We start from the raw sequence: 23,177 nt of genomic DNA on the forward strand, positions 1-23,177 counted from the left end.
TTGAGCAGGAACTGACAGGCAGTTTCATTCCTTATGGCAGCAGGCAGATTCTGCCTCACCTTCATACTGATCATGATGCCGCACCCACTCCATGATTTCGTCCTCGTTCCGCCCCTTGGGCGTAAGGTCGAGAAAGTTGTAGGCACCGACCAGCATGTCCAGCCCCCGGGCGTAGGTTGAGTAGGTGTGGAATATCTCGCCGTTATTGGCGCGATAAAACACGCTCAGCCCCGGCATTTCTTCCTCGGCACTGTCAGTCTTTTCGTAGTTGTACGTTGCTTTTTTGGATTCGGCGTCTTCAGCACGGGCGCAAACGCCAAAGTCGTAGTTGAAATCGGAACCGTCCGACGACACCCAGTCGAACTTCCAGCCCATCCGCCGCTTGAACGCCTGGAATTCGGCGAATGGCGCGTGGGATACCGCCACCAGCGCGATGTCATGATGGGCCAGGTGCAGATTGGCGCCGTCGAAGTGATCGGCGAGGAACGAACAGCCCTGGCAACCTTCTTCCCAGCCCTTGGCGAACATGAAGTGATAGACGATGAGCTGGCTGTGCTGGCCGAACAGGTCGGCGAGTTTCATTTCGCCGTCCGGCCCCATGAAGCGATAGTCCTTGTCGACTTTCACCCACGGCAGCGCGCGGCGTTTGCCGCTGAGGCGGTCGCGTTCCCTGGTGAAGGCCTTTTCATCGGCCAGATGCTGCTTGCGGGCGGCGAGCCATTCTTCGCGCGACACCACCGGATGATTCTCAACGTTCATGATGATTTCTCCTGCGGGGGTTGAAACCGTCTGTCTCAGACTAGTCGCTTAACGCCGTCGGAAATCGACAGACCGCTGGTCGGTCGGTGCCGCAAATCAAGCTGAACGGCTATTGCCCGCCCGGGTCACAACCTAAGACAGCGCCATTAATCACGCGCACTGGAGGTTGAATCAGGATGACGACTTATAACTGGGATTTGATTGAACGCCTGCTGCATGAAGTGCAGAACGGCGCCGGCCACAGCTTTGCACCGCGGTCCTATGCCGAAGACTACGCAGCGGAAAAAGCGGCGGCAGGCGAGCCGATCGAGAATCTGGATCACCTGAAAACCATCGCCTGTGAATACGAGCAGAAGCTGTTGCTGCGTGGTTTTATCGAGCCCCGGGGCGACGATGAGGGCAGCACCGGCAACAATTTCAGCCTGACCCCGCGCGGCTCGAGCCTGTTGAGTCTGATCGACAGCAGCATTCCCGGTAATGATCATCCGCGTCAGGTGCTGGATGAGCAGGAGGATGCGCTGGATGAGGCGACATTCGACCGTGTGGCGTCAAAAGCGCAGATTGCCTGAACGCCTGCTGCGATCCCTCTGGAGCCGGGTTTTCCGGCTCCCGCAGGTTCAATGAACCTCAGCCTGCTTTCGCCGCTTTCAGACACTTCAAATCATTGAAGTCCTTGCGTACTCCATCGATTTTCTTCAACAGGCGCTGGCGTTGTTGCGGTGTGCTTTCTGCCATCAGATCCACCGCCAGCGAGCGCGCCTGGGCTTCGGTGTCGGCGTAGGCCTTGCGGTAATCCGCTGTCCATAAACGCTCGCGATAGACCAGAAGTGTCTCTATCCGCTGTGGGAATTCCGGACTTTTACGCTGGGAAACGGCGGCGCTGAACTGCTGTTGCCAGTGCGCACGGTTGGCGATCCATTGGGTGTTCTGGTCGCCGAGTGCGGTTGACCACGCCATCACCCGTTGCTCTTGCGTGACACTCAAAGGCCCGAGCCAGTCGTTGAGGCGCTTGTCCATGCGGGCGCCACGCTCGGCGATCTGCTGGGCCAGCGGTGGCTTCACATATTCCTGCTGACGTTTGCGCAGGTCTTTGGCAAACGCATCGTTCATGTCGGCGACCTGTTTGTCGTCCAGCCCTTGCAGCAACTCGATGGCCGACGGGGTGATTTCCCGGGCGGTTTCGGCAATCGCCTGCTTGGCTTCCAGAGTGCGGGCCTGAAGTGCGGCGTCGGTGACCTGATTGGTCTCGACCATGGTCTGCAGACGATCCAGCCAGTCCAGATAACCTGGCAATTGCGTGGTGCAGTGCCAGCTCAGGTGTTCCTTGAGACGTTCGTTGAACCAGCCTTTCTGTTCGCCGGTCATGTCCAGGTAGTCGCTGAGCGTCCATGGAATGATCACGTCGAGATTGCGATAGGCCAGGCCGACGCGGCTGCACGCGCCGAGGGCGAGGGTGAAGATCAAAAGGGTGGCGCAGTGTTTGAACCAGCGAGACATGAGCGAGTCCTTGCGAAAGCCTGGCGTCTGATTCTTATGTGAGCGCAGGATGCTCCCGGCAGTTCAGCCAATCAATAGAGCGCGCGTTCGGCCTTGAGCGTGACCAGCCCGTCGCACTGACTGTTATGCCCGGAATAGGCTGAGCAGTCGCTGCCGCTGAGGCTGGAGTTGCTGTAGATGAGGTCAAGGTCGATGCCCATGAACGGGCGGGAAAATTTCACCGACCAATCGGTAAAACTGCTGACATAACCCCCGTCAACCGAGACCGGCGTGTTGAGCTGATGGGTGGTGTATTTCATGCTGATCCCGATGCCGAACGGCTCATTGCCGCCGAGGTCGGCAAACAGGGTGTTGTTCTGTTTATCCGGATCGTTGCTCAGGGCGATGCCGATCCGGCTGCCGAGCAGGGTCAGGCCACCGAACAGTTCCTGGCTGTCGAGGGTGTCGACCTTGGGATAGCTGTAATGGATCATCCCGACTTCGTAGCCGAGGGTCTGATCGAAAGGTTGTTTAAAGCCGATGTAGGAATCGATTTCGAGATTCTTCCCCGGCGTGAGACCCATGCTCGGTGCGTACTGGCCGACATACAGGCCGCTGTCGTGGCTCAGGTCCAGGCCGCCGTGAAACGAGCCGACCGCCGAAGGTTTGACCAGCCCCTGAGCCATGCTGCGGCTGGGCGTGGTGCCGAGCTTGAGGTCGAAATCGCCGAGCTCACGCTGGAAAATCTGCGCGTGCGCCGCCGGGCTCGCCAGAAGGCCTACAAGTAATAAACAGGAAAATTTGAGCATGCGTCACTCCGTGAGCAGCGAGCGCAGGGCGGATAAACCTGCTGAAACGCTTGATCCAGACGCGTGCAAGGATACCGGCGAATGATCGGCATCGATGGCCGTTCGTCGATTTCTGTAGTTTTGAATGTTTGGTTAAACGCCAGAGAGGTCTTGCGAGGGATCCGGTCCAGACGCTTCGAAGCTCAAAGCGCCTTTGGACAGGTGTGCTGCGGGGCGTTATTTCTTGCCCAGGCTGATCTGCTTGGACGGGCCGAACGTCTGGCCGCTGACGCCCTTGGCAATTTGCTGGATCTCGCCGCCGGACTTGAGAAATGCCGCGATCTGATCGTTGATCGATTCGCTGGTTTCAACGGCTGGAGCTGGCTTTGCTTTGCTGGTGGATGCTTTTACACGCATGGCGGCCATTAACCTGTAGAAAAGTAACTCGGCCAGGCATCGTACAGGAATAAGTTGACAATTGCTTGGTAAATATCTCCCGGAATAACCCAGCGGGCAGGTGGATTATTCTTGATTAATTATTCGAAATATCCCGCTAACCCGCTGTTTTAAATAACAACATTTATTCGATATGAGGATGCCGCGCTACGTCGGGATCAGGCGAAACCCGTCACGCTGGCCTGACGAATGGCACACGTGCGGCGCGAAATCCAGGAAAATCAAGGCCTCCCACGGATTTTCATTCGGTGGTCCGATCTGGCGACCAACGAACCCGGCAAAACCGGGTAGAATGCCGCCCACGCAATGAGGGTATTGGAAATGGCTTTAGTCGGGCGTTACAACAGTTTGCAAGTGGTTAAACACACTAACTTCGGTTTATATCTGGACGGCGGTGCCGACGGCGAAATTCTTTTGCCCAACCGTTATATCCCTAAAGATATTCCCAGCGAAGATGAAGACTGGCTCAATGTTTTTGTTTATCTGGATAGCGATGACAAACTTATTGCCACCACTGAAAAACCAAAAGTTCAGGTCGGTGAATTTGCCAGTTTGAAAGTTGTTGAAGTCAACAGCATCGGCGTGTTCCTCGATTGGGGGCTGCCGAAGGATCTGCTGCTGCCTTACTCCGAAGAAAAACGCCAGATGACCGCTGGCGAGTACTGCGTGGTGCACGTCTACCTCGACAAGCACACCCGCCGCATCACCGCCACCGCGCGCCTGGATCGTTATCTGGACAAGACCCCGGCCAATTACAGCGTGGGCCAGGAAGTTGATCTGCTGGTGGCCGAAGCCACCGACATGGGTTTCAAGGCAGTCATCAACAACAAGCATTGGGGTCTGATTCACAAGAACGAAATCTTCAAGTTCATGCGTTCCGGCATGCGCGAGAAAGGTTTCATCAAGGAAGTGCGTGCCGACGGCAAGATCAGCCTGAGCCTGCAACCGGTAGGGCAGGAAGCGGCCAGCAGCCTGAGTTCGAAGATCCTCGCCAAGTTGCGCGAAAGCAACGGCACCCTGGCCGTCAGCGACAAGAGCGATCCGGCGCTGATCAGCAGCCTGTTCGGTGTCAGCAAGGGCAACTTCAAAAAGGCCATCGGTTCCTTGTACAAGGAAGGCAAGATCGTCATTCACGCCGATCGCATTGAACTAACCTGAGTCTCCCGTGGCCCATGTTGCATGGGCTCACTCGAGGTCGGGCAGATGAAAAAAGCACTGATTGCCTACGTCGCCACGCTGCTGACGTTTCTTTTGCTCGACGGGCTCTGGCTCGGTGTGTTGATGGCGCCGACCTATCGCGAACTGCTCGGTTCGCTGATGCTCGACAAACCGTTGCTGGTGCCGGCAACGGTTTTTTATTGCCTGTACGTTTTCGGCTGTGTGGTGTTTGTGGTGATGCCGTCGCTGACCTGGCAACGCGCCGCCCGGATGGGGGCGCTGCTAGGGCTGGTCGCTTATGGCACTTACGACCTGACCAACTGGGCAACGCTGCGCGGCTGGTCGGCGCAGGTGTCGCTGATGGATTGGGCCTGGGGGACGTTTGCCACGGCGCTGGCTTGTTCGGTCGGATTTGTTGTGGCTGGCCGGTTTGGCAGATCAGCCCGCTGATTTTTGGTTGTTTGAACTGACGCCTTGCCAGCGATTGACGGTGCAGCCGTCAGCCATTCGCCGCTGACGTTGCAGGAGCATCAGATGTCTTTTCCAGGCGGCTTTTTCTGGCTGACTGGTTAATAATTCACTCACTATTTTTCGCCCCGGACGAAGAGCCGGGGCTTTGTTTGACCATTGGAAAAACTGCCATGTCGTGTGTGTTCGAGGTGTCGAGGTGAGCGTCAGTCGGCGCAGTGCCGACGGTTTTGCCCTGCAAGTGATGATCGGCCTGTGCCTGATCTGGGGCGTACAGCAGGTGATGATCAAGTGGGCGGCGACCGACATTGCGCCGGTGATGCAGGCGGCGGGGCGATCGGGGATTTCCGCATTGCTGGTAGGACTGTTGATCTGCTGGAAGGGTGGCTGGGATCAGGTCGGCACGACCTGGCGCGGCGGCTTGCTGGCCGGTGCCTTGTTCGGGCTCGAGTTCCTGTTCATCTCCGAAGGCTTGCAGTTGACCACCGCCGCGCACATGTCGGTGTTCCTCTATACCGCGCCGATCTTCACCGCGCTTGGCGTGCATTTCCTGTTGCCCAGCGAGCGTCTGCGGCCGGTGCAATGGCTGGGGATTTTCCTCGCGTTCGTCGGCATTGCCATCGCGTTTGCCGGCGGTGTGTCGTGGGCCAACCTCGACCGCCGCATGTTGATGGGCGATGCCCTCGGCGTGCTGGCCGGCGCCAGTTGGGGCGCGACCACTGTGGTGGTGCGCGCCTCGCGTCTGTCGGAGGCTCCGGTGACGCTGACCCTGTTCTATCAACTGATCGTCGGTTTCATCGGTCTGTTGCTGATTGCGCTGCTCAGCGGCCAGATCACCCACGTCAGCCTGACCGTCGTGGCGGTGGGCAGCGTGCTGTTTCAGGGCCTGGTCGTGTCGTTCTTCAGTTACCTGACTTGGTTCTGGCTACTGCGCCGTTATCTGGCGGCCAACCTCGCGGTGTTTTCCTTCATGACGCCGTTGTTCGGCGTGACCTTCGGCGTGGTGTTGCTCGGCGAAGAACTGAGCCTGAATTTCATCATCGGCGCCGTGCTGGTGCTGCTCGGCATCACCTTCGTCAGCGCGGAACAGTGGGTGCGTCGGCGTTTGCGCAAAGCCCTCGGTCAGCCGTAATCGATTTGCATGCCAGACCGCCGGCAATCAACAAGCCGCTGCCGGCGATCACCAGCGCCGGTTGCAGGCCACCGCTGAAATGGCTGCTGAGCGCCGCCAGCAACGGCCCGCTGAGTTGGCCGACGGCGAAGCACGCGGTGAGCAGGCCGGCGTTGCGCTGGGTGGCGTGGGGCGCCAGTTCCCGGGAGCGTTGCATCACCAGTTGCATGCAGGCCAGGAACGGCGTGCCGCACAGGATCACGCCCAATGCCAGGCCGAGGCCACTGCCCAGCAGGCAAGCGAAAACCCCGGCAGCCTGCAGCCACAACGTCGCCATCAACCAGTGCCGGGTGGTGTCTGGATCATGCCGACGCAAACTCACCAGCAAAACCCCGATTGCAGCGCCGAGGCCGAAGCACGGCCAGAACAGATCGGCCTGCCATTGCCCGTGAAACTGCGCGTTGGCCATCTGCGACAGAAACGTGGCCGGAATGATGTAGCCCACACCATACAAGGCATACACCACCGCCAAGCGCCCAATGCCGCGATTCGACGAATTCACGACAGCCGGTGCGGCCGGCACACCGACGCCCGGTTGCGGCAGGATCCGCACGATCGCCAGCAACATCCCCAGCGCCACAGCAGCGTAAATCAGCCACAGAGTCGCGGAAGTCTGCTGCGCCAGATGTGAGAACAGAGCCAGCAATCCCGTCAGAAAAATCCCCAGCCCGGGCCCGGCGAACACCATCGCTCCCAGACGCGGACGGCCTGTCGCCGCAGCCAGCGGTTGACTCAACGCAGTAATCATCACCAGTACCCAGGCGCTCGCCACTCCGGTGCCGAAGCGCAGCAGCAGGTGCGACCAGAAACCGTTGGCCCAGAACGACGCCAACGTCAGCAGCACGCACAACCACAGACCGCCGTGCAGGCGACGCTGGACCTGATCCGGCCGGCGGGAAAACATCGCATCCACCGCACCAAGCAAATAGCCGAGGTAGTTGGCTGCCGCAATCAGACCGGCGGCGGTCAGGTCGATCTGGCCTTCGCTGAGCAGGTGCGGCAATTGCGGGGTGAGGGCGAAACGCCCGATGCCCATGGCCATCATCAGGGCGATGAAGCAGGCGGATAAGCGAATCAGCGGGGACATGGTCTGAATTCCGTTGGTGGTTCAATGACCGTCAGGCTAGGACTGATTGACTTTCTTTAAAATTGAATAATAGTGAGCAACTTGTTCTGTTCAGGAGAAAGGTTGTGGAGTTCAGCCAATTGCGGATCTTCCAGGCCGTGGCGCAGGAGGGCTCGATCACCCGCGCCGCCGAACGTTTGCACCGCGTGCCGTCGAACCTGTCGACCCGGCTTAAGCAGCTGGAGGAGCAACTGGGTGTCGAATTGTTCGTCCGTGAGCGTCAGCGTTTGCAGTTGTCGCCTGCAGGAAAAGTCCTGCTGGACTACACCGGCAAACTGTTCGCCTTGCGCGATCAGGCCAGTGCGGCGGTGATGGGCGGGCAACCTGCGGGGGATTTCGTGCTCGGCACGTTGTACAGCACGGCAGCGATTCATCTGCCGGCGTTGCTGGCGCGCTATCACAAACAGTATCCGGCGGTGAATCTTCAGGTGCAGTCCGGGCCCAGTGGTGAATTGCTCGAAGGCCTGCTCACCGGACGCCTCGACGCCGCACTGGTGGACGGCCCGCCGCAACTGGCCGGGATCGACGGTGTGCCTTTGTGTAATGAGCGGCTGGTGCTGATCAGCGAGGCCGATCACCCGCCGGTGCGCAGCGCCAGGGATGTTGAAGGGCGGGCGGTGTTTACCTTTCGCCATGGCTGCGCCTATCGCGCGCGGCTGGAAGCGTGGTTCGCCCACTATCAGGCGGCGATGGGCCGGGCGATGGAGATCGAGTCCTATCAGGGCATGCTCGCCTGCGTGATTGCCGGCAGTGGCGTGGCGCTGATGTCGGAGTCGATGCTCGCCAGCCTGCCGGGGCGCGAAAGCGTGGCGGTGCATCCGCTGGCCGAGCCGTTTGCCAGTGCGACAACATGGCTGATGTGGCGGCGGGGCATGGTTGGGGCCAACCTCAATGCGTGGATCGAACAGCAGCAGGCGCTCTATCCCGTGGCTGGCGAAGACGTGCGGGAAACGGCTTGAACGAACGGTCAGGGATTTGGATCAATTCAGTAACAGATCATTGCGGATTTGGCCGAGCATTGCGTAGGACTTCGGACTATTATCAGTGCGAAGCGGCCTCAGAATTCCGGACGCTCAGCACCACCCTGAAGGGGGCATGACGATGAAAGAGAAAATTCAAAACTGGCTGCACGATTTGGGTGTTGCCCTCGGCTTGATCGAACCGCCTCTGCAACCGGTCCCGATTCGCACCGATGACGAACAGCGTCGGCGTCAGCCACGTCGGCGGTAATGCCCCGCTTTGAAGGATCAAAGGATTTAAACGACAGAAGATCGCACCCGGTCGCCATTTCCTGGAGTGGCGACCGGGTGCGATCTTTTGTTTTTTCAGTGACGCCCGATTTCCATCAGAAACCGGCTCAGGTCATTCGCGGTTTTCGCGGTCTTGAGCATCCGGTCCTCTTCGGCGGTGAAGGCCGTCAGTCCGAATTCATCTTCCAGATGGAAGATCAGATCCTCGATATCCGCTTTTTCCAGCCCCAGCTGCGCGAGGCTGGTGTTGTCGTCGAATTCACGATTTTCCAGCAGGCGCAGGATGAACCGGTGCACGGCAGCACGCACGGCAGCTCTTCTCATGGCAGATATTTATGGTTGTTGGTCTGACTGGAGTACAGCAGGCCTCAGGCGTGTCGGCGCAACCATTCGTCAATCATCGAACGTAAGCGCTCTCCCGAGAAACTGCCGAAGTGCCCGCCGTGCACCGTGCGGATCTTCAACGCCTGCAGGCGTCGCAGGCTGGCGGCGTAGTCGTCGAGGTTGGAGTGGTAGGCGTCTTCGATCAGCGGGCCGTCGTAAATGATGTCGCCGCTGAACAGGGTTTCCGTGGCGGCTTCGTAGAGGCTGATCCCGCCCGGTGAATGCCCCGGCGTGTGCAGCACCTGCAAGGTTCGATTGCCGAGGTCCAGCACATCGCCTTCCTCGACAAACCCGGTAGCAGGCGCTGCCTTGACCCGGTATTCGGCGTAGCACAACGGGCAATCCGGGTGCGCTTCGAACATGTCGTCGCCGACGAAGGCCCGGCTCAGATCATTTTCGCCATCCGGCGCTGCCAGAATGTCCGCCTCGGCGGGATGCACCAGCCGTTCGGCAAACTCGTGATGCCCGGCGATGTGGTCGAAATGGCAGTGACTGGCCACCGCCACCAGCGGCCGTTCAGTCAGCCATGGCAGTTGCTCGCGCAGGCTGACCAGCCCGGAACCGCTGTCGAGCAGCAGATCCTTGTCCCGACCCTGAACATGCCACAGGTTGCAGCGATAGAACGGGCGGATGTACGGCTCGTGAATCAGCCGAATGCCGTCACTCAGGGTTTGCACTTCGAACCACTGATCGCGAGAAACAATCTTCATCAAGCATTTTCTCCAGACGAAAAAAACGGGTGTGGCAACCGACGCCACACCCGCCGAAGAAAGCATCAAGTCGTTGTGTTCAGCTTAGATCGCGCTGGCCACCGCGTTTGGGCGACGGGACATCAGGCTGACCACCACAAAACTCACCAGACCCACAGCCAGGCTGTAGTAGATCGGCGTGTTGGCGTCCAGGCCGTCCTTGAACATGAACAGCAGGGCGGTGGCGAAACCCAGACCCATGCTGGCGATGGCGCCGGCGGTGGTTGCGCGTTTCCAGAAGATTGCACCGATCAGCGGGATCAGCATGCCGCCCACCAACAGGTTGTAAGCGAGGGTCAGGGCGCTGATCACGTCGTTGACCACCAGCGCGATGGCCAGGACCACGGCACCGGTCAGCAGGGTGAACAGACGGTTCACACCCAGGCTCGACTGTTTGCCGCCACGCAGTTTCGGCAGCAGGTCTTCGGTCAGGGTAGTGGCCGCGGCGAGCAGGCCGGCGCTGGCGGTGGACATCATCGCGGCCAGGGCAGCGGCGATCACCAGGCCACGGATACCGTCCGGCAGCGACAGTTTGACGATCGCGGCGAAGGCGTTGTTGACGTTGTCCAGATCCGGAATCAGTACGTGTGCCGCCATGCCGATCAGAGCACAGGCCAGACCGTAGAGGATGCAGTAGACGCCCGCGAGGCTACCGGCGTACTGAGCCACTTTTTCGTTCTTGACGGTGAACACCCGTTGCCAGATGTCCTGACCGATCAGGATGCCGAAGAAGTAGATCATGAAGTAGGTGATGATCGTGTCCCAGCCGATGGTGGTGAAGTTGAACGCCGTCGCCGGCAGTTTCAGCACCAGCTCATCCCAGCCGCCGACGCGGTACAGGCAGATTGGCAGAAGGATGAACATCAGGCCGACAGTCTTGATGATGAACTGGACGATGTCGGTCAGGGTCAGCGACCACATGCCGCCGATGGCCGAGTACACCACCACCACGCCACCGCCGAGCAGCACCGAGACCCAGAACGGCAGGCCGAACAGCACTTGCAGCACGGTGCCGATGGCGAGGATCGAGGTCACGCCGATCATCAGCGCGTAGGCCAGCATGATCGCCGCGCTCGCCGAGCGGGCCATCGGGTTGTAGCGTTTTTCCAGCACCTGGGTAACGGTGTAGATCTTCAGTTTCAGCAGCGGCTTGGCCAGGAACAGGTTCAGCGCCACGATGCCGCAACCCAGTGCCGCGCACAGCCAGAAACCGGAGATGCCGTGCACGTAGCCCAGACGCACGGTGCCGACGGTGGACGCGCCACCGAGAACGGTCGCGGCCATGGTGCCCATGTACAGGCTCGGGCCGAGGTTACGTCCGGCGACGAGGAAGTCCTCGTTGGTCTTGGCCTTGCGCATGCCGAAGTAGCCGAGCAAGAGCATGCCGGCCGCGTAGATGAGGACGACGAATAAATCCAAAGCCATGATGGCGTGTCTCCGATTGTCTTTTTTATGAGGTGGAACACTGTGGGAGAAGGCTGACTCCCACAGGCGATTCGTTTCTTCAGGCGGCCTGACGCAGCGCCGCTTCAGCCGGCGCATGGGCGCCTTTGCTCCGGGGATCCTTCGGGCCGTAGACCAGCGCCGGTTCCGGGAACAGGCTCAGCAGCATCAGGTACATCACCGAGGCCAGGCCCAGGGTCACCAGCAGGCTGATGTCGATGCCGCCGGCCAGTTCACCCAGCGGGCCGACGAACTGCCCCGGCAGGTTGACGAAGCACAGGCCGACCGCCGCGCTCGGGATCCACGCGCCCAGACCGCGCCAGTTCCAGCCGTGGCTGAACCAGTAGCGTCCGCCTTGCTCGCCGCGCGTGAACACTTGCAGGTCGTCCGGGCAGTAGAAGCCGCGACGCACCACCAGGCCGATGATCATGATCACCATCCACGGGGTGGTGCAGGTGATGATCAGCACGGCGAAGGTCGACACGCTCTGCACCAGGTTCGCCGCGAAGCGCCCGATGAAGATGAAGGCGATCGACAGCACGCCGATCAGCAACGTCGCCTTGACCCGCGACAGCAGGCGCGGGAACACGCTCGACATGTCCAGCCCGGTGCCGTACAGCGACGTGGTGCCGGTGGACATGCCACCGATCACCGCAATCAGGCACACCGGCAGGAAGAACCAGCTCGGCGACACCGCCAGCAGACCGCCGACGTAGTTGTTGGCCGCGATGTAGTCCGGCGCCTGGATCGCCACGATGGTCGCGGTGGTCAGGCCGAACAGGAACGGGATGAAGGTGGCGATCTGCGAGAAAATCACTGCCGCCATGATCCGCTGACGCGAAGTTTCACGCGGGATGTAGCGGGCCCAGTCGCCGAGGAACGCGCCGAAGGAAATCGGGTTGCTCATGGCCACCAGCGCGGCGCCGATGAACGCGGCCCAGAAGCCCGGCTGACCGAGGCTGACGGTGCCGGCGTAGTGCGAATCGAAGGGACCGGCGAAGGCGAAGATGCCCAGCAGGAACAGCAGGCTCGCGCTCCACACCGCGACCTTGTTCACCCACAGCAGGAAGCGGAAGCCGTAGATGCACACGGTCAGCACCAGAATCGCGAACAGACCGTAGGCCAGGCCCAGGGTCAGGTCGGTTTCCGGCAGGCCGATCAGGCGTTTCGCACCACCGATCAACGCATCTCCCGAACTCCACACCGAGAGCGAGAAGAAGGCGATGGCGGTCAACAGCGACAGGAACGAACCGACGATCCGCCCGTGCACGCCGAAGTGCGCACCGGACGACACGGCATTGTTGGTGCCGTTGAGCGGACCGAACAGGCCCATCGGTGCGAGGATCAGCGAGCCGAGCAGCACGCCCGAAACAATCGCCCAGACGCCCGCCTGAAAGGACAGGCCGAACAGCACCGGGAAACTGCCGAGCACGGCGGTGGCAAAGGTATTCGCGCCGCCAAAGATCATGCGGAACAAGTCCACGGGACCGGCGGTGCGTTCGTTGTCCGGGATCTGTTCGACCCCGTGGGTTTCAATCTGCGTAAGGCTTTGGTCTTTGTTGTTGTTATTCATGATCTGCTCCGATCACAAAGGCGCGCTCATCGTGCGTGAGCGTCACCTGTTTGGCTAAGGGGGTGGCAGCCCTTCCGGCATTGCGGACAAATGTTCGTGGCAGGCCAGCCAATGGCCTTGTTGTTCTAGGCTCGACGCGTGTTTTCTGAAAACAATCGTCTCGCGCTCCTGGCTGAAGTGTTGCTCCCCTTGCATGCGCAGCTCGGTGGCCACGTCATGGATGAAAATCGCCACATCACCTTGCAGGCTGACGAAGGCGTTGCTCGAGGTGCACGACAGCACCTCGAAGCCATCCTCGGCGCGCCAGCTGTCCCACAACGCCTGATAGGCATCGCGCGACAGCAGGGGCTGTTCGAGGGTGTAGAACACGAAGCTCGCATCGGCGCTGAACGCGCCGAAGTAGGCTTCGCGATCGTTGCGGGCGAAGGCGGACACCAGATCGGCGGCCGCTTTCAGAACCTGATCACGTTCGTTCATGACCCGACCCTCAGCGGTGGACCACACCCGGCAGTACGCAGAGCATTTCGTACAGCAGGTTGGCGGCCAGCAGCGAGGTGTTGCCGGTGGTGTCATAAGCGGGCGAGACTTCTACCAGATCGCAGCCGATCAGGTCGAGGCCCTGACAGCCGCGAACGATTTCAATCGCCTGAATGGTCGTCAGACCACCGATTTCCGGGGTGCCGGTGCCAGGCGCCCAGGCCGGGTCGATGCCGTCGATGTCGAAGCTCAGGTACACCGGGCCGCCACCGACTTTCTCGCGCACTTCGGCCATCAGCGGTTCCAGCGACTTGTGCCAGCACTCTTCGGCCTGAACGACGCGGAAGCCCTGATCGCGGCTCCAGTTGAAGTCGTCAGCGGTATAGCCCTGCGCACGCAGACCAATCTGCACCACACGGTCGCAGTCCAGAAGACCTTCCTCGACGGCGCGACGGAAGGTCGTGCCGTGGGCGATCTTCTCGCCGAACATGTGATCGTTGACGTCAGCGTGAGCATCGATGTGCACCAGTCCGACCTTGCCGTGCTTTTTGTGGATGGCACGCAGGATCGGCAGGGTGATGGTGTGGTCGCCACCCAGGGTCATCGGGATCACGTTGTGCTCGAGGATGTTGTCGTAGGCTTCTTCGATGATGCGCACGGCGTCGAGCAGGTTGAAGGTGTTGATCGCCACGTCACCGATGTCGGCAACCGACAGCGAGTCGAACGGCGCAGCGCCGGTGGCCATGTTGTACGGGCGGATCATCACCGATTCGGTGCGGATGTCGCGCGGCCCGAAGCGGGTGCCGGGGCGCAGCGAAGTACCGATGTCCAGTGGCACGCCAACGAAGGCAGCGTCCAGGCCGGCAGCGGTCGGTACATGGGGGAGTCGGAGCATGGTGGCGATGCCGCCGAAGCGCGGCATTTCGTTGCCGCCCAGTGGTTGGTGAAGAATCTTGTCCACGGGTAGGGCCTCATCGTCTTTGTTTTATTTATGTCGGCGCGCCGCATTCGCAAGGTCACGGGCACCGCTGTGGGCCGATTCTGCGAAATGTAGTGCGGCGGAAGAATCGCTACGGGCAAATACTTAGTTCAGAATTTTCTAAACTAATGCCAGGGAGGTGGATAGACTTCTCGCTGATCGTTCCCACGCTCTCGTGGGAATGCATCCGGTGACGCTCCGCGTCACAGCCGTGAAGCGGACGCAGAGCGTCCAAGGCGGCATTCCCACGCGCAGCACGGGAACGATCTACGCAGAACGATCCTTGGAGTAAACATGGCCAACGCTTTACCCGACCTGAAACTTTTGCGCATCTTCGTCAGCGTCGTGCGTCATCAGGGGTTTGCCAACGCGCAGCAGGAACTCAACCTGTCGACGTCGGCGATCAGCACCTACATGAGCCAGCTCGAAGCCGCGCTGGGTCTGGTGCTGTGCCACCGCGGGCGTGGCGGTTTCAGCCTGACCAGCAAGGGCGAACTGTTCCATCAGGAAACCCTGCGCCTGCTGGCCGAACTCGAAGGTTTCGAGCAATACGCCGCCGCGCTCAAGGGCGAATTGCGCGGCACGCTCAACCTCGGGGTGATCGATTCCACGGTCAGCGACAAAGCCCTGCCGTTTGCCGAAGCCATCGGCGCCTACAGCCAGGAACACCCGGCGGTGCATTTGCATCTGTCGGTGATGAGTCCCTACGAACTGCAACTCGGCGTGCAGGACAACCGCCTCGATCTGGCCATTGGTGCATTCTCCACGCGCATGAGCGGTCTGGTCTACATGCCGCTGTACCGCGAACAGCACTGGCTGTATTGCAGCAGCCGTCACCCGTTGTTCAACGAGCGGCGGATTCCCGAGCAGGTCATCACTCAGCAACGCATGGTCGGTCGGGGCTACTGGAGCCAGGCCGAACTGGCGCGCCACGGTTTCAAACACAGTGCTGCGACGGTAGAAAGTATGGAAGCGCAGCTGATTCTGGTGCTGTCCGGAGCCTACATCGGCTACCTGCCGGAGCACTACGCCCAGGCCTGGGCCGACAAGGGCGACCTGCGGGTGCTGCTGCCGGCGACCTTCGGTTATCAGGCGCCGTTTTCCATGATCATGCGCCGTGGCCGCAGCCGCGAGCCGCTGATCCAGACTTTCCGCGATCTGCTCAAAGCACAGCTCAATCAGGCATAAGCACATGTCCAGACCCCAATGCCCGCGCTGCCTGCGCCCACAAACCCATTGCCTGTGCCCGCTGATCCCCAGCCTCGACAGCCGCACCCGGGTGTTGCTGTTGCAGCACCCGAGCGAGGTCAGCCACGCGCTCAACACAGCACGGCTGGCGGCGCTCGGTTTGAACAATGCCGAACTGATTGTCGGCGAGGTGTTCGAGGATCTGCCCGCGCTGCTGAACCGGCCGGGCTATCAGGCGCGGTTGCTGTTCCCGGCGGATGATGCGCAGCCGATGCAGGCGTACACCGCGTCCGATGAACCGCTGCTGCTGGTGGTGCCGGACGGCACGTGGCGCAAGGCGCGCAAGATGTTGCACCTCAATCCGCTGCTGGCGGCGTTGCCACGGGTGACGCTGGCCGAGGGCGGGGTTTCCCGGTATCGGCTGCGCAAGGCACCGGGGCCGGGGGCGTTGTCGACGATTGAGGCGATAGTGCAGGCGTTGCAGACGCTGGAAGCACCAGCCTCTTTCGAGCCGATGCTCAAGCCGTTCGAGGCGCTGATCGAGGGGCAGATTGCGGCGATGGGGGAGGAGACTTTCCAAAAGAATCACGGAGGCTGATCGCACTCGCCCTGATCGTTCCCACGCTCCGCGTGGGAATGCCGCCCGGGACGCTCCGCGTCCCTTCGCGACGGTGACGCAGAGCGTCACTGGATGCATTCCCACGCAGAGCGTGGGAACGATCAAAAATCCGGCTAATTATCAACGCTCGCGCATCGCTTCGGTCCGGGCCTTGAGCACCGGTTTGAGCAGGTAATCCAGCACGCTTTTCTCCCCGGTAATGATGTCCACCGTCGCCACCATCCCCGGAATGATCAGCAGCGGTTTCACATCCCCGCCCAAATGGTTTTTGTCGGTGCGCACCTGGATCAGGTAGAAGCTGTTGCCCTTGTCGTCGGTGATGGTGTCGGCGCCGATCAGCTCAAGCTTGGCGCTGAGCCCGCCGTAGATCGTGTAGTCATAGGCACTGAACTTGACCATGGCTTTCTGGCCCGGATGCAGGAACGCCACGTCCTGCGGCCGGACCTTGGCTTCGATCAGCAGGTTGTCTTCCAGCGGCACGATTTCCACCATGTCGCTGCCCGGCTGCACCACGCCGCCGATGGTGTTGACCTTCATCTGCTTGATCACGCCACGCACCGGCGAGGTCACGGTGGTGCGGCTGACGCGGTCGTCGATGGCGATGCTCGACGCAGTGATTTTCGACAGGTCGGTGCGTTTCTCGTTGAGCTCCTTGGCCGCTTCGGAACGGAAGGTCTGTTCCGATTCGTCGATCTTGCTGCGGATCTCGGCGATGGCCGATTCGGCGCGAGGAATCGCCAGGGTCGTGGCATTCAACGAACCGCGAATTTCCACGGCGCTGCGCTTGAGCCGCAGAATCTCCACCGGCGACACGGCACCGGTCTTGACCAGCGGTTCGGACATGTTCATTTCCTGATTGACCAGCGCCAGGCTCGAACTGTACTGGCTGGCTTTCGAGCGAAACTCCGCCAGTTCCTGGGTTTTTTGCCTCAGTTGTTCCGACAGTGTCCGCTGCTCGCTGGCCAGCCGCCGTTGCCGTTGTTCATACAGCGCGCGCTCGTCCTCGGCCACTTGCGGAGCCTTGGCGATCACCTCGTCCGAAAGCTTGAACGGCCGGCCTTCGGCTTCGGCAGACAAGCGTTCGACCTGCGCGGTCAGGGCATAACGATCGGCCTCGCTCTCACCCTTGTTCGACAGAAACCGCGTGTCATCCAGACGCAGCAAGGTGTCGCCCTTGCTGACCATTTGCCCTTCACGCACGAAGATCTCGGTGACGATCCCGCCTTCGAGGTTCTGGATCACCTGGACCTTGCTCGACGGAATCGCCTTGCCTTCGCCCATCGTTACTTCCTGGAGCACCGCGAACTTGGCCCAGACCAGCGCACTGATCAACAGCGCTGCCGCCAGCCACACGGTGATGCGCGACCAGCGCGGTGCGTCCTGCAACGAGGCGCCGGCGGTTTCCGGCATGAATTCGGCTTCGGCGCTTTTGCCGAAGCTGTCGAAGTAACCGCGCTGTTTTGAAGAAGACGAAGCAGACATGGGGCAACTCCTAGACCGCTGCCGAGCCGACCCGGCCCTTGCGCAGTGCATCGATGACCGCTTCTTTCGGACCGTCGGCGACGATCCGGCCGTTGTCCAGTACCAGCAACCGGTCCACCAGACTCAGCATCGAGGTGCGGTGGGTGACCAGCAGCAAGGTTTTGCCCTGCACCCAGCCGTGCAGCTTCTGGCGCAGGACGTCTTCACTGCTGTTGTCCATGGCGCTGGTGGGTTCGTCGAGCAGCATGATCGGCGGGTCGAGCAACAGCGCCCGGGCCAGCAGCACCGCTTGGCGCTGGCCACCGGAGAGCAGTTGACCGCGCTCACCCACCGGCCGATCGAAGCCTTGCGGATGCTGGCGGGCCAGTTCGGTGACGCCGGTCAGTTCGGCGACTTCGAGCATCCGCGAATCGCTGATGTAGCGAGCGCCGAGGGTCAGGTTGTCACGCAGGCTGCCGGCCAGCAGCGGCAGGTCGTGGGCGACATAACCGATTTGCTGGCGCAGGTCGGCGACGTCCAGTTGCCGCAGGTCGAGGTTGTCGAGCAGCAATTGGCCTTCTTCCGGTTCGTAGAACCCCATCACCAGCCGCGCCAGGGTGCTTTTGCCCGAGCCGCTGCGACCGATGATGCCGATCCGTTCGCCGGGTTTGACGCTGAAGCTGACGTTGCTCAGGGCCGGGGCGTTCTGGCCGTTGTAGTGGAAGGTAACCGCGTTGGCGTCCAGCGCGCCTTGCAGTTGCGTGCGCTCCAGCGGCCGCTGTTTGCCGTCGCGCTCCTGGGGCAGGGACATCAGCGCGTCGGTGCTTTTCATGGTCAGTTGCGCTTGCTGATAGCGGGTAATCAGCCCGGCGATCTGGCCCAACGGGGCGAGCACGCGGCTGCCGAGCATGTAACTGGCCACCAGCGCACCGACGCTGAGGTTACCGGCGATGATGCTGTAGACACCGGCCACAATCGTCGCCATCCCCGAAAACTGCTGGATGAACAGCGTGCCGTTGGTGGCCAGCGCCGAGAGATTGCGCGCATGGCTGTCGAGACGGGTGAGGGCGCCGTGGGTGCTTTCCCATTTGTGCTGGCGCTCGCTTTCGGCGCTGCACGCCTTGAGGGTTTCCAGGCCGCCGAGGGTTTCGATCAGCAATGCCTGACGCTCGGCACCGAGGCTCAGGCTTTTCTGTACGGTATCGCGCAGACGGGCCTGAATGATCATCGCGAACACGATCGTGATCGGAAACGCCAGCAGCGGAATCACCACCAGCCAGCCACCGAGCAGGCCGATCACCACCAGCATCAACACCACGAAGGGCAGGTCGATCAGGCTGGTCAGGGTCACGGCGGTGAGAAATTCCCGCAGGCCCTGAAAGTCGTGAATGCTCTGGGCGAATCCGCCGATGGTCGCCGGCCGGGCCTTCATCGCCATGCCGGTGATGCGCTCGAATAAAGTCGCGGAAAGGATCACGTCGGTCTTCTTGCCGGCGGTGTCCAGCAGGTGCGCGCGCACCACCCGCAGCACCAGTTCGAAACCGGTGCCGATCAACAACCCGATCGCCAGCACCCACAGGGTCGATGTGGCCTGATTCGGCACCACGCGGTCGTAGGTCTGCATGACGAACAGCGGCACCATCAGGCCCAGCAGGTTGATCAGGAAACTGGCGAGGATCGCGTCGCTGTACAGCCATTTCGACAGCTTCAGGGTGTCGCGAAACCACGCCTGCACTCGTGGCACCAAAGGCGAGCGCAGGTCTTCCAGTTCATGCCGGGGACGGGCGAACAGGGCCTGGCCGCTGTAGTGTTCGGTGAGTTCTTCACGACTGACCCATTGCTCGCCGCCGTCGGCTTCACTCGGCAGAATCAGCGCCTTGCCGTCTTCGGCAAACCGCCGCAGCACTGCCGTACGCCCATTGCCCAGCAGCAACAGCACCGGCAGGTTGAGCGTTGAAATGTCGTTGAGTTCCCGGCGCAGCAAGCGCGCCTGCAACCCGGCCCGGGCTGCGGCGCGGGGCAGCAGGTCCAGGCTCAGGCGTTGTTTGTCCAGGGGCAGGCCGGCGCTCAGGCTGGCGCGACTGACCGTCGCGCCATGGAGTTTGCAGAGGATCAACAGACCGTCGAGCAACGGGTCATCGAAGCTCAGCCGCGGATCGATCCCGGTGTTACCGGGTTGCATGCTGGTCATATTGATCGCTCCCGTTGAACTGGCTCGGCTATCCACATCAACCCTGTGTTACTGCGAGGCGTTCAACCGTACTGATCGTTCCCACGCTCTGCGTGGGAATGCAGCCCGTGACGCTCCGCGTCACTGGACGCGGAGCGTCCCCAGAGGCATTCCCACGCGGACGGTTCGACGCCTCGACGTGGGAACGATCAGGTTGCGGCCTTCGGCAGCGCCCGCACGCGGAACTACTTCAGTTCAGGCAAGCGCGCTTCGTTCTTCACCTCGGTCGCGGCTATCGCATCGGCCGGCAGCACGATCCGCTGCTTGTTCAGCAACTGGCCCATGTTCGCCAGCACGCGGTACATCGAATATTCCTCGGTGTAGCGGATTTCGGTGTAGCGACGGTTGGCGTTGTACAGCTCGTTTTCACTGTCGAGCACGTCCAGCAGGGTGCGCTGGCCGAGGCCGAACTGATCCTGATACGCGGCGCGCACGCGCTTGGTGGTCTCGGCGTATTCGCGGGCGGTCGGGGTCTGTTTCTTGGCGTTGACCATGGCGTTCCAGGCCAGGTGAATGTTCTCGTTGAGCTGACGCAGGGCGTTGTTGCGGATGTCCATCGCCTGGTTGATCTGATGCGCATCGGAGGCCAGCCGCGCCTTGTCGCTGCCGCCACGGAACAGGTTGTAGTTCATCACCACACCGACCCGCCATTCGTTGTCATGGCCCTCGTCGCCCTGCACGTTGTTGTTGGCGCCAACCGCGGCTTCGGCATCGAAGCGTGGATAGAACGGCGACTTGGCGACTTCGTACTGGCTCTCGGCCGATTGCACGTCGGCCTGGGCGGATTTCAGATACGGGTTGTTCTCGACCATGCTCTGCTGGGCTTCAGGCAGGGTGGCGGGCAACTCGCCACGGGTCGAGGCGGGCGTTTCCAGCTCATCGGGCATGCGCCCGACCACGCTGTAGAAGTTCGATTCGGCGTCCGCCAGGTCGACTTCGGCGGTGTCGAGGTTGTTCTGCGCCAGCGCCTTACGGGCAACCGATTGATCGGAGTCGGCGGTGCTGCCCACGCCGCGCTCGGTACGCAGGCCGATCTGGTCGTTGACGCGCAAGTGCGCCTGCAGGTTGTTCTTGGCCAGGGTCACCAGTTCACGGCGTTTGAGCACTTCGAGGTAGACCTCGATGGTGCGCAGGGCCAGGTCCTGAGCGGTGCCTTGCGCGTAATACGCGCGCGAGTTGGAAACGCCCTTGGTGCGTTCGACTTCGTTGGCAGTGTTGAAACCGTCGAACAGCATCTGCCGCAGACGCAGCTCGGACTGGGTGTAATTGAGGATTTCGGTGTGGTGGTTACCGAAGGCCCGGGTGTTGGTGTTGTCGCTGTAGCCACGCCCGTAAGCAGCGTTCAGATCCACCGACGGATAGAAGCCGCCCTTGGCGACCTTCACTTGTTCATCAGCCGACAGACGCGCATCCACGCGTGAGGCAAGTTCCGGGTGGGTGGCGAGAGTGCTCTGGATCGCTTCGGTGAGGTTCATGGCCTGTGCCTGGGAAGTGCAAGCCATGGCCAGCAAAACCGCGCTGCAGAGGGGGGTTAGTACGCGCATGGGTGCATCTCCCTGAGTCCTGATGGTGTTTCGCTGTCGCCAATTTATTGACGATATTTTTAGTAAAAAGCGTTTCATGCCTGTAACAACAGAGCTAAGAACATCCTGAAGCGTAGCTAAGAAAAAATTTTCATATGGGTTATGCCAAAAAAAACTTATGCGGTTCGCCAAATCCAGCACATTGTTCCACTCGAAAGCCTTTGTTTTATGCGCGTTAGGGAGCACAGAAAGGCTTGAGGAAAGTTCCACTCACTTTGCGACATACGGCGAAGTACTGCTAAAGGGGAGGGACGCGTAGCGGCTGATGAGCGACAGTTTTTTGTCACTCGGGTGATTCACCACCGTTACGTAGCGCTAGTGGGAATGCAGCATTGAACAGAGACTCCAACTGCTTGATGGCATTGGCGTTTCTGGATTTGTGCAACCTGCGAAACGAACTGTCGAGGTGCGAGCGTCGCCCCGACAACCCGCTTGAGCCATGGGCTGCTTCGCGAACCAGCGCCGACGGTGGTCGGCAGCGGAGGAATGCACATGGCAACGCTCATCGGGATCGTCACTAAAGTCATTGGTCAGGTTTTCGCTCAATCGGCAGACGGCAGTCGGCGCCCATTGGTCGAAGGTGATCGTCTGTTTGCAGGCGATCAATTGATCACCGGAGCAGAAGGGGCGGTTGCCGTCCATCTGCAAAATGGCCAGGAACTGACCCTCGGTCGCGACAGCAGCCTGACCATGAGCGGCCAGTTGCTGGCCGATCAGGCCGCCCACGTCAATGCCCCGGAAGCGGTGACCCCGAGCGAGTCGCAACTGACCGACGTCGAACAGATTCAGAAAGCCATTGCCGCCGGCGATGACCCGACTCAAACCGCCGAAGCGACGGCGGCCGGCCCCGGAGCCACCGGTGGCGTGCCGGGTGCGCTGGGCGGCGGCCACAGTTTTGTGTTGCTGACCGAAGTGGCGGGCCGGGTCGATCCGGTCATCGGTTTCCCGACGGCCGGGTTCAACGGCATTCCGGAGTTTCCCGAAGAGCGGCATAACGCGGTGATCGACAATGGTGACGGCCAGGCCGCCCCGATTGTTTCGCCACCACCGCCGGTCAACAACCCGGTGACCCTCGGCGGCCTGTCCGTACCCGGCGGCGAATTGACCCTCAACGAAGCCAATCTGCCCGACGGTTCCGCTGCCAACCCTGGCGCGCTGACCCAGACCGGCAGCTTCACGGTGTCGGCGCCGGATGGCCTGAGCAGCCTGAGCATCGGTGGCATCAACGTGATTGTCGGTGGCGTGCCGATCGGTTTCCCGCAATCGATCACCACGCAACTGGGCAACACCCTGACCATCACCGGCTACAATCCGGCCACCGGCACGGTCAGCTACAGCTACACCCTCAACGGCAACGAAACCCACGCGGCGGGCGACGGTGCCAATAACCTCAGCGAACAATTCACCGTGATCGCCGGCGACAGCAATGGCGACACCGCGACCGGCACGCTGGACGTCAACATCACCGATGACGTGCCGAAAGCGTTCGATGACCAAAATGGCACGGCAACAGAGACTCAACTGACGCTGACCGGCAATGTGCTGACCAACGACGTGCAAGGTGCCGACCGCGTACCAGTCGGCGAGAACGCCGGTCCGATCACCCCCGGTACATTCATCGGGACTTACGGCACATTGGTGCTGAACGCCAACGGGACCTACACCTACACCCTCAACACCAACGATGCGGACTTCAAAAACCTGCACGGCGGTGGCAATGGCACCGAGACTTTCACTTACACCCTGACCGATGCCGACGGCGATACCAGTACTGCGAACCTCGTCTTGCAGATCCACAACAACGACGATCCGGTGATCATCAATGGCCTCGACGTCAAC

24 protein-coding genes are annotated in these 23,177 nt (G+C 61.1%); 9 read left to right on the forward strand and 15 right to left on the reverse strand.

The window, feature by feature from the left end; genetic code table 11:
- Positions 1-24: 24 nt before the first annotated feature.
- The gene (locus tag AC1MDC_RS07260; protein WP_480392757.1) at positions 25-759 is read right to left on the reverse strand and encodes a DUF899 domain-containing protein; all 735 of its coding nucleotides are present in this window, start codon (positions 757-759) and stop codon (positions 25-27) included.
- Between the two features lie 176 nt (positions 760-935).
- On the opposite strand from AC1MDC_RS07260, the gene AC1MDC_RS07265 reads away from it, so the two are divergent.
- The gene (locus AC1MDC_RS07265) at positions 936-1,328 is read left to right on the forward strand and encodes a transcriptional regulator (RefSeq protein WP_085710345.1); all 393 of its coding nucleotides are present in this window, start codon (positions 936-938) and stop codon (positions 1,326-1,328) included.
- 58 nt (positions 1,329-1,386) lie between these two features.
- On the opposite strand, the gene AC1MDC_RS07270 is transcribed toward AC1MDC_RS07265, so the two are convergent.
- The 3 genes from AC1MDC_RS07270 to AC1MDC_RS07280 all read right to left on the reverse strand — a co-directional run bounded on the left by AC1MDC_RS07270 (position 1,387) and on the right by AC1MDC_RS07280 (position 3,449).
- Positions 1,387-2,256, reverse strand: a complete 870-nt coding sequence (locus AC1MDC_RS07270) for a DUF6279 family lipoprotein (protein WP_480392758.1) — start codon at positions 2,254-2,256, stop codon at positions 1,387-1,389.
- 71 nt (positions 2,257-2,327) lie between these two features.
- The gene (locus tag AC1MDC_RS07275) at positions 2,328-3,044 is read right to left on the reverse strand and encodes a TorF family putative porin (RefSeq protein ID WP_480392759.1); all 717 of its coding nucleotides are present in this window, start codon (positions 3,042-3,044) and stop codon (positions 2,328-2,330) included.
- A gap of 216 nt (positions 3,045-3,260) precedes the next feature.
- Positions 3,261-3,449 (reverse strand): hypothetical protein, encoded by a 189-nt coding sequence (locus AC1MDC_RS07280; protein WP_016985943.1) that lies wholly within the window; start codon positions 3,447-3,449, stop codon positions 3,261-3,263.
- A 351-nt stretch (positions 3,450-3,800) separates the two neighbouring features.
- On the opposite strand from AC1MDC_RS07280, the gene AC1MDC_RS07285 reads away from it, so the two are divergent.
- Together AC1MDC_RS07285 and AC1MDC_RS07290 are read left to right on the forward strand one after the other, a co-directional pair.
- On the forward strand, positions 3,801-4,637 hold the full coding sequence (locus tag AC1MDC_RS07285; RefSeq protein ID WP_085700664.1) for a CvfB family protein: 837 nt from the start codon (positions 3,801-3,803) through the stop codon (positions 4,635-4,637).
- Positions 4,638-4,682: 45 nt separating this feature from the next.
- The gene (locus tag AC1MDC_RS07290) at positions 4,683-5,087 is read left to right on the forward strand and encodes a DUF2177 family protein (protein WP_085700678.1); all 405 of its coding nucleotides are present in this window, start codon (positions 4,683-4,685) and stop codon (positions 5,085-5,087) included.
- Here AC1MDC_RS07290 and AC1MDC_RS07295 read toward each other — a convergent pair.
- Positions 5,076-5,222, reverse strand: coding sequence for a hypothetical protein (locus AC1MDC_RS07295; protein ID WP_480392760.1), 147 nt, complete (start codon positions 5,220-5,222; stop codon positions 5,076-5,078). The genes AC1MDC_RS07290 and AC1MDC_RS07295 overlap by 12 nt on opposite strands.
- An 82-nt stretch (positions 5,223-5,304) precedes the next feature.
- Between AC1MDC_RS07295 and AC1MDC_RS07300 the strand changes: the two genes are divergently transcribed.
- Positions 5,305-6,237, forward strand: a complete 933-nt coding sequence (locus tag AC1MDC_RS07300; protein WP_085703788.1) for a DMT family transporter — start codon at positions 5,305-5,307, stop codon at positions 6,235-6,237.
- On the opposite strand, the gene AC1MDC_RS07305 is transcribed toward AC1MDC_RS07300, so the two are convergent.
- Positions 6,182-7,363: an MFS transporter gene (locus AC1MDC_RS07305; protein ID WP_480392761.1), complete on the reverse strand. Its 1,182-nt coding sequence runs from the start codon at positions 7,361-7,363 to the stop codon at positions 6,182-6,184. The two genes, AC1MDC_RS07300 and AC1MDC_RS07305, sit on opposite strands and share 56 nt — an antisense overlap.
- A gap of 104 nt (positions 7,364-7,467) precedes the next feature.
- Here AC1MDC_RS07305 and ptrR point away from each other — a divergent pair, with 104 nt between their 5' ends.
- Positions 7,468-8,361: a putrescine utilization regulator PtrR gene (gene ptrR / locus AC1MDC_RS07310; RefSeq protein WP_085703786.1), complete on the forward strand. Its 894-nt coding sequence runs from the start codon at positions 7,468-7,470 to the stop codon at positions 8,359-8,361.
- A 142-nt stretch (positions 8,362-8,503) separates the two neighbouring features.
- Positions 8,504-8,632: a PA1414 family protein gene (locus tag AC1MDC_RS07315; protein WP_003184145.1), complete on the forward strand. Its 129-nt coding sequence runs from the start codon at positions 8,504-8,506 to the stop codon at positions 8,630-8,632.
- A gap of 95 nt (positions 8,633-8,727) precedes the next feature.
- On the opposite strand, the gene AC1MDC_RS07320 is transcribed toward AC1MDC_RS07315, so the two are convergent.
- The 6 genes from AC1MDC_RS07320 to speB form a co-directional block, all read right to left on the reverse strand.
- Positions 8,728-8,976, reverse strand: coding sequence for a hypothetical protein (locus AC1MDC_RS07320; protein ID WP_007956577.1), 249 nt, complete (start codon positions 8,974-8,976; stop codon positions 8,728-8,730).
- A gap of 44 nt (positions 8,977-9,020) precedes the next feature.
- On the reverse strand, positions 9,021-9,746 hold the full coding sequence (locus AC1MDC_RS07325) for an MBL fold metallo-hydrolase (RefSeq protein ID WP_085700668.1): 726 nt from the start codon (positions 9,744-9,746) through the stop codon (positions 9,021-9,023).
- An 84-nt stretch (positions 9,747-9,830) separates the two neighbouring features.
- Positions 9,831-11,210: a sodium:solute symporter family protein gene (locus AC1MDC_RS07330; RefSeq protein ID WP_227234780.1), complete on the reverse strand. Its 1,380-nt coding sequence runs from the start codon at positions 11,208-11,210 to the stop codon at positions 9,831-9,833.
- Between the two features lie 79 nt (positions 11,211-11,289).
- Positions 11,290-12,801: a purine-cytosine permease family protein gene (locus tag AC1MDC_RS07335; RefSeq protein ID WP_011332981.1), complete on the reverse strand. Its 1,512-nt coding sequence runs from the start codon at positions 12,799-12,801 to the stop codon at positions 11,290-11,292.
- A gap of 54 nt (positions 12,802-12,855) precedes the next feature.
- Positions 12,856-13,278, reverse strand: a complete 423-nt coding sequence (locus AC1MDC_RS07340) for a YybH family protein (RefSeq protein ID WP_480392762.1) — start codon at positions 13,276-13,278, stop codon at positions 12,856-12,858.
- A 10-nt stretch (positions 13,279-13,288) separates the two neighbouring features.
- Positions 13,289-14,239, reverse strand: a complete 951-nt coding sequence (gene speB / locus AC1MDC_RS07345) for an agmatinase (protein WP_007956591.1) — start codon at positions 14,237-14,239, stop codon at positions 13,289-13,291.
- A gap of 312 nt (positions 14,240-14,551) precedes the next feature.
- Between speB and AC1MDC_RS07350 the strand changes: the two genes are divergently transcribed.
- A complete protein-coding gene (locus tag AC1MDC_RS07350) occupies positions 14,552-15,445 on the forward strand; it encodes a LysR family transcriptional regulator (RefSeq protein WP_007956593.1) in 894 nt (297 codons plus the stop codon).
- Between the two features lie 4 nt (positions 15,446-15,449).
- Positions 15,450-16,043: a tRNA-uridine aminocarboxypropyltransferase gene (locus AC1MDC_RS07355; protein ID WP_480392763.1), complete on the forward strand. Its 594-nt coding sequence runs from the start codon at positions 15,450-15,452 to the stop codon at positions 16,041-16,043.
- Between the two features lie 141 nt (positions 16,044-16,184).
- Here the strand turns inward: AC1MDC_RS07355 and AC1MDC_RS07360 are convergent, their stop codons facing one another.
- From AC1MDC_RS07360 to AC1MDC_RS07370, 3 genes are all read right to left on the reverse strand, one after another.
- Entirely contained in the window at positions 16,185-17,546 is a 1,362-nt protein-coding gene (locus AC1MDC_RS07360; RefSeq protein WP_480392764.1) for an HlyD family type I secretion periplasmic adaptor subunit, read from the reverse strand.
- A gap of 10 nt (positions 17,547-17,556) precedes the next feature.
- Entirely contained in the window at positions 17,557-19,716 is a 2,160-nt protein-coding gene (locus AC1MDC_RS07365; protein WP_227234787.1) for a type I secretion system permease/ATPase, read from the reverse strand.
- Between the two features lie 224 nt (positions 19,717-19,940).
- Positions 19,941-21,299 (reverse strand): TolC family outer membrane protein, encoded by a 1,359-nt coding sequence (locus AC1MDC_RS07370; RefSeq protein WP_085700673.1) that lies wholly within the window; start codon positions 21,297-21,299, stop codon positions 19,941-19,943.
- 531 nt (positions 21,300-21,830) lie between these two features.
- On the opposite strand from AC1MDC_RS07370, the gene AC1MDC_RS07375 reads away from it, so the two are divergent.
- Positions 21,831-23,177 (forward strand): retention module-containing protein (locus tag AC1MDC_RS07375; RefSeq protein WP_480392765.1); only part of this gene is annotated, 1,347 nt, incomplete at its 3' end.

This window comes from Pseudomonas sp. 1 (assembly GCF_056626735.1).

Excerpts from the sequence above, each read along its gene's own strand:
- AC1MDC_RS07355 (WP_480392763.1), top strand. The coding sequence starts at position 15,450 with ATGTCCAGACCCCAATGCCCGCGCTGCCTGCGCCCACAAACCCATTGC.
- AC1MDC_RS07365 (WP_227234787.1), bottom strand. The coding sequence starts at position 19,716 with ATGACCAGCATGCAACCCGGTAACACCGGGATCGATCCGCGGCTGAGC.
- AC1MDC_RS07370 (WP_085700673.1), bottom strand. The coding sequence starts at position 21,299 with ATGCGCGTACTAACCCCCCTCTGCAGCGCGGTTTTGCTGGCCATGGCT.
- AC1MDC_RS07340 (WP_480392762.1), bottom strand. The coding sequence starts at position 13,278 with ATGAACGAACGTGATCAGGTTCTGAAAGCGGCCGCCGATCTGGTGTCC.
- AC1MDC_RS07275 (WP_480392759.1), bottom strand. The coding sequence starts at position 3,044 with ATGCTCAAATTTTCCTGTTTATTACTTGTAGGCCTTCTGGCGAGCCCG.
- AC1MDC_RS07315 (WP_003184145.1), top strand. The coding sequence starts at position 8,504 with ATGAAAGAGAAAATTCAAAACTGGCTGCACGATTTGGGTGTTGCCCTC.
- AC1MDC_RS07360 (WP_480392764.1), bottom strand. The coding sequence starts at position 17,546 with ATGTCTGCTTCGTCTTCTTCAAAACAGCGCGGTTACTTCGACAGCTTC.
- AC1MDC_RS07285 (WP_085700664.1), top strand. The coding sequence starts at position 3,801 with ATGGCTTTAGTCGGGCGTTACAACAGTTTGCAAGTGGTTAAACACACT.
- AC1MDC_RS07305 (WP_480392761.1), bottom strand. The coding sequence starts at position 7,363 with ATGTCCCCGCTGATTCGCTTATCCGCCTGCTTCATCGCCCTGATGATG.
- AC1MDC_RS07260 (WP_480392757.1), bottom strand. The coding sequence starts at position 759 with ATGAACGTTGAGAATCATCCGGTGGTGTCGCGCGAAGAATGGCTCGCC.
- AC1MDC_RS07265 (WP_085710345.1), top strand. The coding sequence starts at position 936 with ATGACGACTTATAACTGGGATTTGATTGAACGCCTGCTGCATGAAGTG.
- AC1MDC_RS07325 (WP_085700668.1), bottom strand. The coding sequence starts at position 9,746 with ATGAAGATTGTTTCTCGCGATCAGTGGTTCGAAGTGCAAACCCTGAGT.
- AC1MDC_RS07320 (WP_007956577.1), bottom strand. The coding sequence starts at position 8,976 with ATGAGAAGAGCTGCCGTGCGTGCTGCCGTGCACCGGTTCATCCTGCGC.
- AC1MDC_RS07290 (WP_085700678.1), top strand. The coding sequence starts at position 4,683 with ATGAAAAAAGCACTGATTGCCTACGTCGCCACGCTGCTGACGTTTCTT.
- AC1MDC_RS07335 (WP_011332981.1), bottom strand. The coding sequence starts at position 12,801 with ATGAATAACAACAACAAAGACCAAAGCCTTACGCAGATTGAAACCCAC.
- AC1MDC_RS07270 (WP_480392758.1), bottom strand. The coding sequence starts at position 2,256 with ATGTCTCGCTGGTTCAAACACTGCGCCACCCTTTTGATCTTCACCCTC.
- AC1MDC_RS07330 (WP_227234780.1), bottom strand. The coding sequence starts at position 11,210 with ATGGCTTTGGATTTATTCGTCGTCCTCATCTACGCGGCCGGCATGCTC.
- AC1MDC_RS07350 (WP_007956593.1), top strand. The coding sequence starts at position 14,552 with ATGGCCAACGCTTTACCCGACCTGAAACTTTTGCGCATCTTCGTCAGC.
- AC1MDC_RS07280 (WP_016985943.1), bottom strand. The coding sequence starts at position 3,449 with ATGGCCGCCATGCGTGTAAAAGCATCCACCAGCAAAGCAAAGCCAGCT.